15 protein-coding genes are annotated in these 13,004 nt (G+C 70.3%); all 15 read left to right on the top strand.

Going from position 1 to position 13,004, the window contains the following annotated elements; translation table 11 throughout:
- The first annotated feature begins 2 nt into the window (after positions 1 to 2).
- Positions 3 to 1,121: an extracellular catalytic domain type 1 short-chain-length polyhydroxyalkanoate depolymerase gene (locus BVIR_RS12370; RefSeq protein WP_055037934.1), complete on the top strand. Its 1,119-nt coding sequence runs from the start codon at positions 3 to 5 to the stop codon at positions 1,119 to 1,121.
- Between the two features lie 288 nt (positions 1,122 to 1,409).
- Positions 1,410 to 2,537: a hydrogenase small subunit gene (locus BVIR_RS12365; protein ID WP_082417098.1), complete on the top strand. Its 1,128-nt coding sequence runs from the start codon at positions 1,410 to 1,412 to the stop codon at positions 2,535 to 2,537.
- A 15-nt stretch (positions 2,538 to 2,552) separates the two neighbouring features.
- Entirely contained in the window at positions 2,553 to 4,343 is a 1,791-nt protein-coding gene (locus BVIR_RS12360) for a nickel-dependent hydrogenase large subunit (RefSeq protein ID WP_055037933.1), read from the top strand.
- Between the two features lie 121 nt (positions 4,344 to 4,464).
- Positions 4,465 to 5,187 carry a Ni/Fe-hydrogenase, b-type cytochrome subunit gene (cybH, locus tag BVIR_RS12355; RefSeq protein ID WP_055038872.1) on the top strand — a complete coding sequence of 241 codons (723 nt, stop codon included), beginning with the start codon at positions 4,465 to 4,467 and terminating at the stop codon, positions 5,185 to 5,187.
- Positions 5,171 to 5,758 carry a HyaD/HybD family hydrogenase maturation endopeptidase gene (locus BVIR_RS12350; protein WP_055037932.1) on the top strand — a complete coding sequence of 196 codons (588 nt, stop codon included), beginning with the start codon at positions 5,171 to 5,173 and terminating at the stop codon, positions 5,756 to 5,758. Before cybH ends, BVIR_RS12350 begins: the two co-directional genes overlap by 17 nt.
- A gap of 10 nt (positions 5,759 to 5,768) precedes the next feature.
- Positions 5,769 to 6,098 carry a HypC/HybG/HupF family hydrogenase formation chaperone gene (locus BVIR_RS12345; RefSeq protein ID WP_055037931.1) on the top strand — a complete coding sequence of 110 codons (330 nt, stop codon included), beginning with the start codon at positions 5,769 to 5,771 and terminating at the stop codon, positions 6,096 to 6,098.
- Positions 6,095 to 6,541: a thioredoxin domain-containing protein gene (locus BVIR_RS12340; RefSeq protein WP_055037930.1), complete on the top strand. Its 447-nt coding sequence runs from the start codon at positions 6,095 to 6,097 to the stop codon at positions 6,539 to 6,541. The genes BVIR_RS12345 and BVIR_RS12340 overlap by 4 nt, the downstream gene beginning before the upstream one ends.
- Positions 6,538 to 7,431, top strand: a complete 894-nt coding sequence (locus BVIR_RS12335) for a hydrogenase expression/formation protein (RefSeq protein ID WP_055037929.1) — start codon at positions 6,538 to 6,540, stop codon at positions 7,429 to 7,431. The genes BVIR_RS12340 and BVIR_RS12335 overlap by 4 nt, the downstream gene beginning before the upstream one ends.
- Complete coding sequence (locus BVIR_RS12330) at positions 7,428 to 7,625, top strand: hypothetical protein (RefSeq protein WP_055037928.1); 198 nt, start codon at positions 7,428 to 7,430, stop codon at positions 7,623 to 7,625. The genes BVIR_RS12335 and BVIR_RS12330 overlap by 4 nt, the downstream gene beginning before the upstream one ends.
- Positions 7,622 to 8,134, top strand: a complete 513-nt coding sequence (gene hybE / locus BVIR_RS12325) for a [NiFe]-hydrogenase assembly chaperone HybE (RefSeq protein ID WP_055037927.1) — start codon at positions 7,622 to 7,624, stop codon at positions 8,132 to 8,134. Before BVIR_RS12330 ends, hybE begins: the two co-directional genes overlap by 4 nt.
- 104 nt (positions 8,135 to 8,238) lie before the next feature.
- The gene (locus tag BVIR_RS12320) at positions 8,239 to 9,186 is read left to right on the top strand and encodes a nickel-dependent hydrogenase large subunit (RefSeq protein WP_055037926.1); all 948 of its coding nucleotides are present in this window, start codon (positions 8,239 to 8,241) and stop codon (positions 9,184 to 9,186) included.
- On the top strand, positions 9,179 to 9,520 hold the full coding sequence (gene hypA, locus BVIR_RS12315) for a hydrogenase maturation nickel metallochaperone HypA (RefSeq protein ID WP_055037925.1): 342 nt from the start codon (positions 9,179 to 9,181) through the stop codon (positions 9,518 to 9,520). Before BVIR_RS12320 ends, hypA begins: the two co-directional genes overlap by 8 nt.
- Positions 9,520 to 10,500 (top strand): hydrogenase nickel incorporation protein HypB, encoded by a 981-nt coding sequence (gene hypB / locus BVIR_RS12310; protein WP_055037924.1) that lies wholly within the window; start codon positions 9,520 to 9,522, stop codon positions 10,498 to 10,500. The genes hypA and hypB overlap by 1 nt, the downstream gene beginning before the upstream one ends.
- Before the next feature lie 3 nt (positions 10,501 to 10,503).
- On the top strand, positions 10,504 to 12,777 hold the full coding sequence (hypF, locus tag BVIR_RS12305) for a carbamoyltransferase HypF (RefSeq protein WP_055037923.1): 2,274 nt from the start codon (positions 10,504 to 10,506) through the stop codon (positions 12,775 to 12,777).
- A gap of 11 nt (positions 12,778 to 12,788) precedes the next feature.
- Entirely contained in the window at positions 12,789 to 13,004 is a 216-nt protein-coding gene (locus tag BVIR_RS12300) for a HypC/HybG/HupF family hydrogenase formation chaperone (RefSeq protein ID WP_055037922.1), read from the top strand.

Genomic DNA, 13,004 nt, shown 5'->3' with positions numbered 1-13,004 from the left:
CGATGCCGCTCCGTGGACTGCAGGCTTTGACGGCACGGCTGTTCGGGCTGCGGCGTCAGAAAAGCAAGCCCGCCGCTGCGGCACACCCGGTGATGCCGGCCGGCCGGCTGGTCGCGATCCGGGACTTCGGCACCAATCCGGGCCGGCTGCGGATGTATCTCCACCTGCCCGGCCGCCTGTCGCCGCAGGCCGGCCTGGTGGTGGTGCTGCACGGCTGCATCCAGACCGCGGCCGGCTACGATCGCGGCGCCGGCTGGGCAACCTTGGCGGATCGCTACGGCTTTGCGCTGCTGCTGCCCGAGCAGACCCGCTTCAACAATCCGCGCCTGTGCTTCAACTGGTTCCGGCCCGGCGACACCGGGCGCGACCGCGGCGAGGCGGCCTCGATCCGTCAGGCGGTGGCGCGCGTGCTGATCGATTACCCGGCGCTCGACCGCCGTCGCGTGTTTGTCACCGGCCTGTCCGCCGGCGGCGCCATGACCAACGTGATGCTGGCGATCTATCCGGAGGTGTTTGCCGCCGGCGCCATTATCGCCGGCGTGCCGTTCGGCTGTGCCAACGGCGTGCAGCAGGCGCTGGAGGCGATGAATCCCGGGCGGACCCGCCCGGCACGAGCGTGGGGCGACCTGGTGCGGGCGGCGTCCCGCTGCCGTGGGCCGTGGCCGCGCGTTTCAGTGTGGCACGGCGACGCCGACACCGTGGTGACGCCGGTCAATGCCGGCGAGATCGTCAAGCAGTGGACCGATCTCCACGGTCTGCCGGAGACGCCAAGCGAGGCCGACCGCCTCGACGGCCAGCCGCGTCGCCTCTGGCGCGGCGCCGGCGGCGGGGTGGTGATCGAGCAAATCATGGTCGAGGGCATGGCCCATGGCACGCCGCTGGCGATCGCGGGCGTGGCCGAGCCGCACGGCGTGGCCGGCCCGTTCCTGCTCGACGTCGGCATCGATTCGAGCCTCCACATCGCCAGGTTCTTCGGCCTCCTCGAGAGCCGGGGACCGCGGCGGCCGGAGCCGGCCGGGCAGACCAGCCCGCGGCCGAGCGGTCCGCGGCCAGCTTTAGGCGGGGGCATGTTCGGGGCTGCGTCACGGCTGCTGCGTTCGTTCGCGCAGCGGAGCACTTGACTGAAAGAACCAATTGTCCGCCGGCAAGTCGGCCATTTGGCGTGCGCCGACCGGCCGAGAGCGAAGAGGCCTCCGGAAAGAAGCTTATCGCAGGTGGTCAGCATCCTGGCACTGCCGCCCGGCAGCAGCGCGGGCAGGAGGGTGGCGACGGACAGCGCAACTTATTCTGTTTGCTGATCAAGCGCCGACATGGCCGGTGCGATCTCCGACATGGCCCGGTTCTTGCGGTCATGGTGCCAGCCATGCCGCGGCAAGAACGGCAGGCAGCCACTTCTCGGGGGAACGACCATGGGTGCCAACGTCGAGACGTTTTACGAGGTCATCCGCCGTCAGGGGATTTCGCGACGAAGCTTCGTGAAGTTCTGCACCCTGACGGCGGCCAGCCTCGGTCTCGGTCAGTCCGGCGCCGTCACCATGGCGCACGCGCTGGAAACCAAGCCGCGGGTGCCGGTGATCTGGATGCACGGGCTGGAATGCACCTGCTGCTCGGAGAGCTTCATCCGCTCCGCCCATCCGCTGGTGAAGGACGTCGTGCTGTCGATGCTCTCGCTCGACTACGACGACACCATCATGGCGGCCGCCGGACATCAGGCCGAAGCCATCCTGCAGGAGACCCGGCAGAACTATAAGGGCCAGTTCATCCTCGCCGTCGAGGGCAACCCGCCGCTCAACGAGGACGGCATGTTCTGCATCGACGGCGGCCGGCCGTTCGTCGAGAAGCTGACGGAAATGGCGAACGACGCCATGGCGGTGATCGCCTGGGGCTCGTGCGCCTCGTGGGGCTGCGTGCAGGCCGCCAAGCCCAACCCCACCCACGCGGTGTCGATCGACAAGGTGATCAGGAACAAGCCGATCATCAAGGTGCCGGGCTGCCCGCCGATCGCCGAGGTGATGACCGGCGTCGTCACCTACATCCTCACCTTCGGCAAATTGCCCGAGCTCGACCGCCAGGGCCGGCCGAAGATGTTCTACTCGCAGCGCATCCACGACAAATGCTACCGCCGGCCGCACTTCGACGCCGGCCAGTTCGTCGAGGCCTTCGACGACGACGGCGCGCGCAAGGGCTATTGCCTCTACAAGGTCGGCTGCAAGGGCCCGACCACCTACAATGCCTGCTCCACCACTCGCTGGAACGGCGGGGTGTCGTGGCCGGTCCAGTCCGGCCACGGTTGCATCGGCTGTTCGGAGGACGGGTTCTGGGACAAGGGCTCGTTTTATGACCGGCTGACCAACATCAGTGCGTTCGGCGTCGAGGCCAATGCCGACCAGGTCGGACTGATCGCGGCCGGTGCCGTTGGCGCCGGCATTGCCGTGCACGCCGGCATCACCGCCGTCCGCCGTCTCACCACCAAGGCCGGCCCGCCGAAGGCGCCCGACGACGCGCCGCCGCGCACGTTCGATACTGACGCACGCTGAGCGAGGGGAAGCATCATGGGCATCCAGACACCGAACGGCTTCACCCTCGACACCGCCGGCAAGCGCATCGTGGTCGATCCGGTCACCCGCATCGAGGGCCACCTGCGCGTCGAGGTCAACATCGACGACCAGAACATCATCCGCAACGCCGTCTCCACCGGCACGATGTGGCGCGGCATCGAGGTGATCTTGAAAGGGCGCGACCCGCGCGACGCCTGGGCCTTCACCCAGCGCATCTGCGGCGTGTGCACCGGCACCCACGCGCTGACCTCGGTGCGCGCGGTGGAGAACGCGCTTGGCATCGCCATTCCGGAGAACGCCAACACCATCCGCAACATCATGCAGACGGCGCTGTACGTGCATGACCACCTCGTGCACTTCTACCATCTGCATGCGCTGGATTGGGTCGACGTGGTGTCGGCGCTCAAGGCCGATCCCAAGGCGACGTCCGCGCTGGCGCAGTCGATCTCGAACTGGCCGCTGTCCTCGCCGGGCTATTTCAAGGACCTGCAGATCCGCCTCACCAAGTTCGTGGAATCCGGCCAGCTCGGCCCGTTCAAGAACGGCTATTGGGGCCACCCGGCCTACAAGCTGCCGCCGGAAGCTAATTTGATGGCGGTGGCGCACTATCTGGAGGCGCTCGATTTCCAGAAGGAAATCGTCAAGATCCACACCATTTATGGCGGCAAGAACCCGCACCCCAACTGGCTGGTCGGCGGTGTCGCCAGCGCCATCAATGTCGACGGCACCGGCGCGGTCGGCGCGGTCAATATCGAGCGGCTCAATTTGGTGTCCTCGATCATCGACCGCGCGCTCGAATTCATCGAGCAGGTCTATCTGCCCGACCTTGCCGCCATCGCCTCGTTCTACAAGGACTGGCTCTATGGCGGCGGGCTGTCGTCGCAGGCGGTGATGTCGTACGGCGACATTCCGGAGCACGCCAACGACTATTCCGACAACAGCCTCCTTCTGCCGCGCGGCGTCATCATCGGCGGCAACCTCAAGGAGATTCACCCGGTCGATCTCCACGCCCCCGACCAGATCCAGGAGTTCGTCACCCACTCCTGGTACAAGTACCCCGACGAGACGCGGGGCCTGCACCCCTATGACGGCGTCACCGAGCCGAACTTTCAGCTCGGCCCCAACGCCAAGGGCACCAAGACCAATATCGCCGCGGTCGACGAGGGCGCGAAATATTCCTGGCTCAAGGCGCCGCGCTGGAGAGGCCACGCCGTCGAGGTCGGGCCGCTGGCGCGCTACGTCATCGGCTACGCGCAAGGCAAGCCCGAGTTCAAGGAGCCGGCCGACAAGTTGCTCACCGACCTCGGCCTGCCGCTTACCGCGCTGTTTTCGACGCTCGGCCGTACCGCCGCGCGGGGCCTGGAATGCCAATGGGCGGCGCACAAGCTGCGCTATTTCCAGGACAAGCTGATCGCCTCGATCAAGGCCGGCAGCCTCGACACCGCCAATGTCGAAATGTGGGACCCCAAGACCTGGCCGAAGGAGGCCAAGGGGGCCGGCTTCACCGAGGCGCCGCGCGGCGCCTTGGCGCACTGGATCCGCATCAAGGACACCAAGATCGACAACTACCAGTGCGTGGTGCCGACCACCTGGAACGGCAGCCCGCGCGACCCGAGCGGCAACATCGGCGCGTTCGAGGCGGCGCTGCTCGACACCAAGGTGGCCGATCCCAATCAGCCGCTCGAGATCATCCGCACGCTGCATTCGTTCGACCCGTGCCTGGCCTGCTCGACCCACGTGATGAGCGAGGATGGCCAGGAAATGGCGAGGGTCACCGTCCGTTGACGCGCCGCCTCGCGCGTCGCTGCGCAACGGATCATTGGTGTCGGAGGGGGAACCCATGACGCAAGTCAGCGACCTGAACGTCACTCTTCGCAATGGCGAGGCGAACGGCAGCGCCCCGGTGATGCGGGTGTCGACGTTGCAGGGTGCAATCGACAGCCGCGGCGAGCGCGCCTCCCGCCGCCAGACGGTCTATGTCTATCAGGCGCCGGTTCGGCTGTGGCACTGGATCACCGCGCTGTTGCTGGTGGTGCTGTGCGTCAGCGGCTATTTCATTGGTTCGCCGCCGCCGACGCTGTCGGGCGAAGCGAGCGACCATTTCCTGATGGGCTATATCCGCTTCGCCCATTTTTCCGCCGGCTACGTGCTCGCGGTGGGCTTTGTGTTCCGGCTCTACTGGGCGTTCGTCGGCAACCGCTATTCCCGCCAGGTCTGGGTCTTGCCGGTGTGGAGCCGGCTGTGGTGGTGGGGGCTCCTCAACGAGCTGAAGTGGTATCTCTTCCTGGTGCGCGACCCCAAGAAATACGTCGGCCACAACCCGCTCGGCCACGCCGCGATGTTCACCTACATGATCGTGCTGGCGTTCATGATCACGACCGGCTTTGCGCTCTATTCGCAGGGCACCGGTGCCGATTCCTGGCAGGCCAAGGCGTTCGGCTGGGTGTTCGACATCTGGCCGAACTCGCAGGACGTCCACACTTGGCACCATCTCGGCATGTGGTCGATCGTGATCTTCTTCCTCGTCCACGTCTATGCCGCGGTGCGCGAGGATATCCTGTCGCGTCAGAGCATGATCTCCTCGATCGTGTCGGGCGAACGTGTGTTCCGCGATGACTTCCGCGATTGACCTCGACGCCGGCGGCCGGGCGCGCACCCTGGTGCTCGGCATCGGCAACATTCTGTGGGGCGACGAGGCGTTCGGGGTGCGGGCGGTGGAGGCATTCCACCGCGCTTTCGAACTGCCGGCGGACGTCACCGTGCTCGATGGCGGCACCCAGGGGCTCTACCTCGTCGAGTTCGTCGAGGCCGCCGACCAGCTTCTGGTGTTCGACGCCATCGATTACGGGCTCGAGCCCGGCACGCTGAAGGTGGTGCAGGGCTGCGAGGTGCCGAAGTTCACCGGCGCCAAGAAGATGAGCCTGCACCAGACCGGCTTCCAGGAGGTGCTGAGCGCGGCGGACCTGCTCGGCCGCTATCCCGCGCGCCTTGCGCTGGTCGGCTGCCAGCCGCTCGACCTGGAGAACTGGGGCGGACCGCTCACCGCGCCGGTGCGCGCTGCCATCGCGCCGGCGCTGGCAGCGGCGCGGGACATCCTGGCCGGCTGGGGCGTCGCGGTCGCCGAGCGTGCGATGCCGGTCGAGGGTCTGCTCGGCCACGACATTGGCCTCGCTGCGTTCGAACGCAGCCATGCCGGGTGAGGTGAGGGCGATGTGCGTCGGGTTTCCCATGCGGGTGGTGGCGGGCGACGACTTCGCCGCGACGTGCGAGCGCGGCGGCGCGAGCGAGCGCGTCTCGCTGCTGCTGGTCGGCCCGCAGCCGGTTGGCACCAGCGTGCTGGTGCACAACGGCACCGCAGTGCGGGTGCTGGGCGAGGCGGAGGCGCGGCAGATCGACGATGCCCTGGCCGGCGTCGCTGCCGCGCTGGAGGGCCGAGCGTTCGAGCACCTGTTCGCCGATCTGATCGAGCGCGAGCCGGAGCTGCCGGCGGTCCTCAAGCCCGCCGGCGCGGCGACGGGGAACGGGAGGACGAAGCGATGAGCGCGCTGATCGAGGCGCTGGTGAGCCGCCACGGCCTCGCCCTGGTCGACCGCCGCAGCATCGAGGCGTTTTTAGCGCCGGCCGCCGGCGAGCCGGCGCACGCGCTGCTGTTCTTCACCGGCGATCCGGCCGTCCGCGGCGAGACCGCCGACGTCGCGGTGGTGCTGCCGCAGTTGCTCGCCGCCTTCCATGGCCGGCTGCGTGCGGCGGTGGTGGCGCGCGACGCCGAGGACGCGCTGAAGCGGCGCTTCCACGTCGCGGTGGTGCCGAGCCTGGTGGTGGTGCGCGGCGCCGAGACCGTCGGCGTGCTGCCGCGCATCCGCGACTGGTCCGACTACGTCGCGCGTATCGCCGCCTGGCTCGACCCGCAGGCGCCGGCGCTGGCGCCCTCAAAGGGGCCGCGCACCGAATTCAGCTATTCCGGACAAGGCGGTGGCGCATGACGGCAGGGTTCTGGATCGCGCCGCAGGGTGCCGCGGGGCCGGTGGCGCTGGTGCCGGTCTCGGTGGACGAGACGCCGCGCCGCGGCGCGGCCTCCGGCTTGGCGGTGGCCGGCACCGAGGACACGGTGGCGCGCTGCCCGCGGGTCGCCGCGCTGGTGCCGCTGCTGGTCGCAGCGCTGGAGGCGCGGGCCGCCGGCCGCGCCGGCCAACTGTTCGACCTCGCCGGCCTCGACGCGCTCGAGCTGAAGCTGATCGCCGACATGACCGGCGAGGGCGAGGTTGCTGCCACCGTGGCGTTGCCGGACGGCGTGCTCGCCCACATCGTGGAATCGGTGATGGCCGGGCTGTGGCGGGTGCGCTTCACCGACGCCGATGGCGGTGTGGTCGCCGACTATCTGGAGGTCGGCGCGATCCCGGAAGCGGTGCGCCGCGCCGCCGTCATGACCGGCCAAACCATGACCGGCCAGATCATGACCGGCCAGATCATGACCGCGGCAGCGATGACGCAAGGGACGGGCGAGGCCGGCTCGCCGACCGCGCTGGCGCTGCTGGCGGAGATCGCGCAGCACGTCGCGACCTGGCGACCCGGCTCTGCGAACCGCATCGTCACGCTGTCGCTGCTGCCGGTGTCGCCGGGCGACATGGCGGTTCTGCAGCAGGCGCTGGGCAACGGCCCGGTGCAGATCGTCTCCCGCGGCTATGGCAGCTGCCGGGTGCTGGCCACCGCCACCCGCCATGTCTGGTCGGTGCAGTATTTCAACTCGACCGGCGACATCGTGCTCGACACGCTGGAGGTCGGCGATGTGCCGGCGGCGGCGTGCGCCGCGGCTGAGGATTTCCAGGATTCCGCCGAACGGCTGCACCAGATCGAGGAGGCCTATTTCACATGAGCGACCTCGTGCGCGCGGCGGACTGGAGCTGCCTCGACTGCGACGATTGCGGGCCGGACTGCGCGCCGTGCGAGGTCGCGGCGGCCGGGCCGGACAGGCCCGCGCCGGTGGCGCAGGTGCCGGCCGGCGGCTGCCCGCGATGGCCGGCGCCGCCGGCTGCGTCCGCGCCGGGGTTTGGCACGGAGGGCGAATGATGTCGGGCAGCGCTTCCGCGGGCATGGCCGACGGCGCTGCGGCGGTCGGTGAACGGCTGGTGGCGATCTATCGCGCCATCGCCGCCGGGCCGATGCTCAGGCTGCCGATCTGCAACGATAGGCTCGAGGTGCAGGCGGTCGATTTCCGCCGCTACGACGACCATGCCGTCGGCGTCATCGTCACGCCGTGGTTCATGAACGTGGTGCTGGCTGCGGTGGCAAACGGCCCGGCGCTGCCGCCGGCGCGGCGCGGCGACGCCCGCGCGGTGGCGCTGCCGGCGGCGCGCATCGAGGTGATCGTCGGCGAGGTGCCCGGTTTCGGCCGGCTCGACGCCGCCTCGCTGTTCTCGCCGATGTTCGGGTTCGACGGGCCCGGAGCGACGCGCGAGGCCGCGGCGGCGGCGATGGCCGCGCTGTTCACGGCGCCGCATGACGACGCCAATGCGTACGCTGCGCCGGCGCGCGATCGCCGCGCGCTGCTGTTCGGGCGGGGAGCTGCATTATCGTGATCACATCGTTTGCTGCCGGTTGCGTCAGGATCAATGTCGGTGTCGCCGGCGGCGCCGTGTCCAGTGCCAGCGTGGCGTGCGATCGCCCGCACCGGGTGGGACCGATGCTGACGCGGCAGGCCCCGGCGGAGATTCCGGTCATCGTCGGCCAACTTTTCGCGCTGTGCAGCATGTCGCAGTCGCTGGCCGCGCGCGCCGCGCTGGCGGCGGCGGGCGCGGCGGTCGAGCCGGTCGACCGCGCGGAGGCCGGCGCGCGGCTGATCGCCGAGCGGCTGGTCGAGCACGTCCGCTCCACCGTGCTGGGCTTCACCGACGCGGTGCCGCTCGCTGCGTCCGAGGCCACTGCGGCGCGCACCGCGTTCGCCGCCGGCTTCCGGCTCACCGCAGGCGTTGGCAGCGACCTCGCCGACCTTGCCCATTCGCTCGACGTGCTCGGCCTCGGCACCGACGTGCCGCCGTCGACATCCTGGGCCGGGCGGGTGCTGGCCTACGCGGCCGCCATCGAGTGGCGCGACGATCACACCGCCGATTTCCTGTCGCCCGACGACGACGCCGCGGTGGTCGCCGCGCTGATCGACAAGGGCGATGCCTTTGCGGCCGAGCCGCGGCTGGCCGGCCGTCGGCCGGAGACCGGCCCCTACGCCCGTGCTCGCGGCCGTGGGCTGCCGGCCGCCGGCGCCGGGCGCCTTGCCGCCCGCTTTGCCGAGATTGCGGCGGCGGTGCGCCGCCTTCGTTCCCCGGCGGAGGCCGCCGAGCCATGCCTGCGCGCGGAGCGGCTGGAGGCCGGCGTCGGCTTCGCCGCGGTCGAGAGCCCGCGCGGCCGGCTTCACCACGTCGCGATGCTGAACGGCCATGGCGCGGTCGCGCGCTACGTCATCTTGGCGCCGACCGAGTGGAACTTCGCCGTCGAGGGGCCGTTCGCCGCGGCGCTGCGCGGGTTGAGGCTGCCGGCGGGACGGAGCGTCGAGACGCTCGCCGCGCTGTTCGACCCGTGTGTGGCGTGCGACGTCACGGTGCGTCACCATGCGGTCGGGGACGACGCCTATGCATGAGATGGCGCTCACCGAGAGCGTGGTGGCGCTGGTCGAGGACGCCGCCCGCAGCGAGGGCTTCACCCGCGCCAAGGCCATCGTGCTGGAGATCGGCATGCTCGGCCACGTCGAGCCGGCGGCGATGCAGTTTTGCTTCGAGGCGATCAGCCGCGGCACCGTCGCCGACGGCGCACGCCTCGAAATCGTCCGGGTTGCCGGGCAGGGTTGGTGCCTCGATTGCGGCAAGACCGTCGCGCTGGCCGAGCGGTTCGGCCCATGCCCGGACTGCGGACGGCATCATGTGCAGATGACAGCGGGCGATGAGCTGCGCGTCAGGGAGCTGGAGGTCGAGTGATGTGCAACGTTTGCGGCTGCGGCACGGCGTCGGTCGAAGGCGAGGCGGCGAACCACTCCCACGGCCATTTGCACGCCGACAGCCATTCGCACAGCCACGCCCATGTGCACCGGCACCCGGACGGCACCGTCCACAGCCACGATCACGGTCAAGACCATGCTCACGCTCACGGCCACGACCATTCGCACGGCGATGGCGATGAACATCACCATGACCACGTGCACGACCACGGCGAGGTTGGCACCCACGACTATGGTGCGGGTGCGGCCGGCGTTCACCTGCCGGGCCTGAGCCAGGACCGCATCGTCCGCATCGAGCGCGACATCCTGGCCAAGAACAACGCATTTGCGAGCGCCAACCGCGCGCGGCTGGCGCGCCACGGCGTGTTTGCGCTCAATCTCGTCTCCAGCCCCGGCTCCGGCAAGACCACGCTGCTGGTGCGCGCCATCGCCGACCTCGCCGGCAAGGTTCCGGTCGCGGTGATCGAGGGCGATCAGCAGACCTCGAACGACGCCGAGCGCATCCGCTCGACCGGAGTGAAGGCGATCCAGATCAACACCGGCAAGGGCTGCCATCTCGACGCCCACATGGTCGGCCACGCGCTGGACGATCTGCCGCTCGAAGCCGGCGGCGTGCTGTTCATCGAGAACGTCGGCAATCTCGTCTGCCCGGCGGCGTTCGACCTCGGCGAGGCGCACAAGGTGGTGGTGCTGTCGGTCACCGAGGGCGAGGACAAGCCGCTCAAATATCCCGACATGTTTGCCGCCGCGGACCTGATGCTGCTCAACAAGTCCGACCTTCTGCCCCACGTCGAGTTCGACGTCGCAAGCTGCGTCGCCAATGCGCTCAAGGTCAATCCGCGGCTGAAGACGCTGGTGGTTTCGGCCAAGACGGGCGAGGGGCTGTCGGCCTTCCTCGCCTTCATCGAGGCCGGCGTCGCCATGGCCCGCGCGTCCGCGCGCGCGGCGGCGTCCGGTTGAGACATGCGGACTCCCCCGTCCGCATCGTCGAGCAAGCGCGTGTTGCGGGAAGCGATCCGGCTGCGCGGCGTCGTGCAGGGCGTCGGCATGCGGCCGTTCGTGTTCGCGCTGGCCGAGCGCTTCAAGCTCGCTGGCTTCGTGCGCAACGACGCGGCGGGGGTGACCATCGAGGTCGAAGGCAACGGCCTCGATGATTTTGCCGCAGCGCTCACGGCCGAGGCGCCGCCGCTGGCGCGCATCGAGCGGCTGGAGCGCTCCGCGCTGTCGCCGCGCGGCGGGCATGGCTTCGCCATCGAGGCGAGCTCGGCCGGCCTCGCGCTGACCGGCATTCCGGCCGACGCGGCCACCTGCGAGGCCTGCCTCGACGAGCTGTTCGACCCGGCGAGCCGGTTCCACCGCTACCCCTTCATCACCTGCACCCATTGCGGGCCGCGCTACACGCTCACCAGCCGCGTGCCGTACGACCGCGCCAGCACCTCGATGGCGGCGTTCACGCTGTGCCCGGCCTGCGCCCGCGACTATCGCGATCCGCGCAACCGCCGTTTCCACGCCGAGACCATCGCCTGCCCGGCCTGCGGCCCCCAGCTCAGCCATAGCGTCGCCGACATCGCCGCGGCGTTGCGCGGCGGGCGCATCGTCGCGCTCAAGGGCATCGGCGGCTTCCATCTGATGTGCGATGCGACGAGCGAGGCGGCGGTCGCCGAGCTGCGCCGGCGCAAGCTGCGCGAGGCCAAGCCGTTCGCGGTGATGGTGGCGAATGCCGCCTCGCTCGATTTGTTCGCGCGTCCCGAGGCCGCCCATCGCGCCGCACTCGACTCGCCGGCCCGGCCGATCGTGTTGATGAAAGCGCGTCCCGGCGCGTTGGCGCCCTCGGTGGCGCCGCGGCTGGGCCACGTCGGCGTCATCCTGCCCTACGCGCCGGTGCATCACCTGGTGTTCCACGCGCTGGCCGGGATGCCGGCCGGCCGGGCGTGGCGCGCCTCGCCGCTGCCGCTGGCGCTGGTCGCCACCAGCGCCAATCCCGGCGGCGAGCCGCTGGTGGTCGATGACGACGACGCCCACCGCCGCCTCGGCGGCATCGCCGATCTGATCGTCACCCACGACCGCCCGATCGTGGTGCGGGCCGACGATTCGGTGATGGCGGTGATCGACGGCGCGCCGGCGTTCGTGCGCCGTGCCCGCGGCTTCGTGCCCGATCCGATCGACCTTGGCCGCGACGGCCCCTGCGTGCTGGGCGTTGGCGCCCACCTCAAGACCACGGTCACGCTGACCCGCGGCCGCGAGGCGTTCGTGTCGCAGCACGTCGGCGACCTCGACCGCGCCGAGGCGTTCCGATTCTACCGCGAGACCGTGGCGCACCTGATGACGGTGCTCGACGTGGTGCCGGAGACGATCGCCTGCGATCTTCACCCCGACTACTGCTCGACCCGCTTCGCCGAGGAGTTCGGCCGCCCGATGGTGCGGGTGCAGCACCACGCCGCCCACATCGCCGCCATTGCCGCCGAGCACGGCTGCCGCGGCCCGCTGCTCGGCGTCGCGCTCGACGGCCACGGCTTCGGTGATGGCGGGCCCGATGGCAATTGGGGTGGCGAGCTGATGATGGTGGAGGGCGCGGCGTGGCGGCGGCTCGGCCATCTGCGGCCGCTGGCGCTGCCGGGCGGCGACCGCGCCGCGCGCGAGCCCTGGCGCATGGCGCTGGCGGCGCTGCACGCCACCGGCCGCCTCGACAGTGCATCGGCGCGCTTCCCGCAGTTCCCGCTGGCTGGCGCGCTCGCAACGCGGGTCGCGCTGTCGCCGACCACCACCAGCCTCGGCCGGCTGTTCGACGCCGCCGCCGGCCTGCTCGGCGTGCGCCTGCTGCAGGATTTCGAGGCGCAGGCAGCGATGGAGCTGGAGGCGCTGGTCGAGACCCCGCGCGTGCTGGCCGGCGGATTTGCGATTGATAACGGCGTGCTCGATGTCTCGCCGCTGCTGGCGGCGCTGGCGGCGCCCGGCATCGACCGCAGGGCCGGTGCCGAGCTGTTCCATGGTACGCTGATCGAGGCGCTGGCGACGTGGATCGCCGCTGCGGCGGCGCAGCACGGCCACCGCGACGTCGCGCTCGCCGGCGGCTGCCTGATGAACCGCGTGCTGGCGGACGGTCTTGCCGGGGCGCTGCGCGCGCGGGGGCTGTCGCCGCTGCTGGCGCGCAAGGTGCCGTGCAACGACGGCGGCCTGTCGCTCGGCCAGGTCGCAATGGCCGCCGCGATGGCCGTCGCGACCGCAGGCGGCGATTGAGGGAGCGTGCCATGTGTCTCGCCATTCCCGCCGAGGTGACCGAGCTCTTGCCGGACGACATGGCGAAGGTCAGCCTCGGCGGTGTCGTCAAGTCCGTTTCGGTGGCGCTGCTCGATGAGGTCGCGGTGGGCGACTACGTCGTGCTCCACGTTGGCCACGCGCTGGCGCGCATCGACGCCGAGGAGGCGCGCCGCACCCTGGCGCTGCTGGCGGAGGCAGGACGGTGA

The organism is Blastochloris viridis (assembly GCF_001402875.1).
GTDB lineage: Bacteria > Pseudomonadota > Alphaproteobacteria > Rhizobiales > Xanthobacteraceae > Blastochloris > Blastochloris viridis.
The sequence above is the reverse complement of the archived record's forward strand: the minus strand, read 5'-3'. Positions and strand labels throughout refer to the sequence as shown.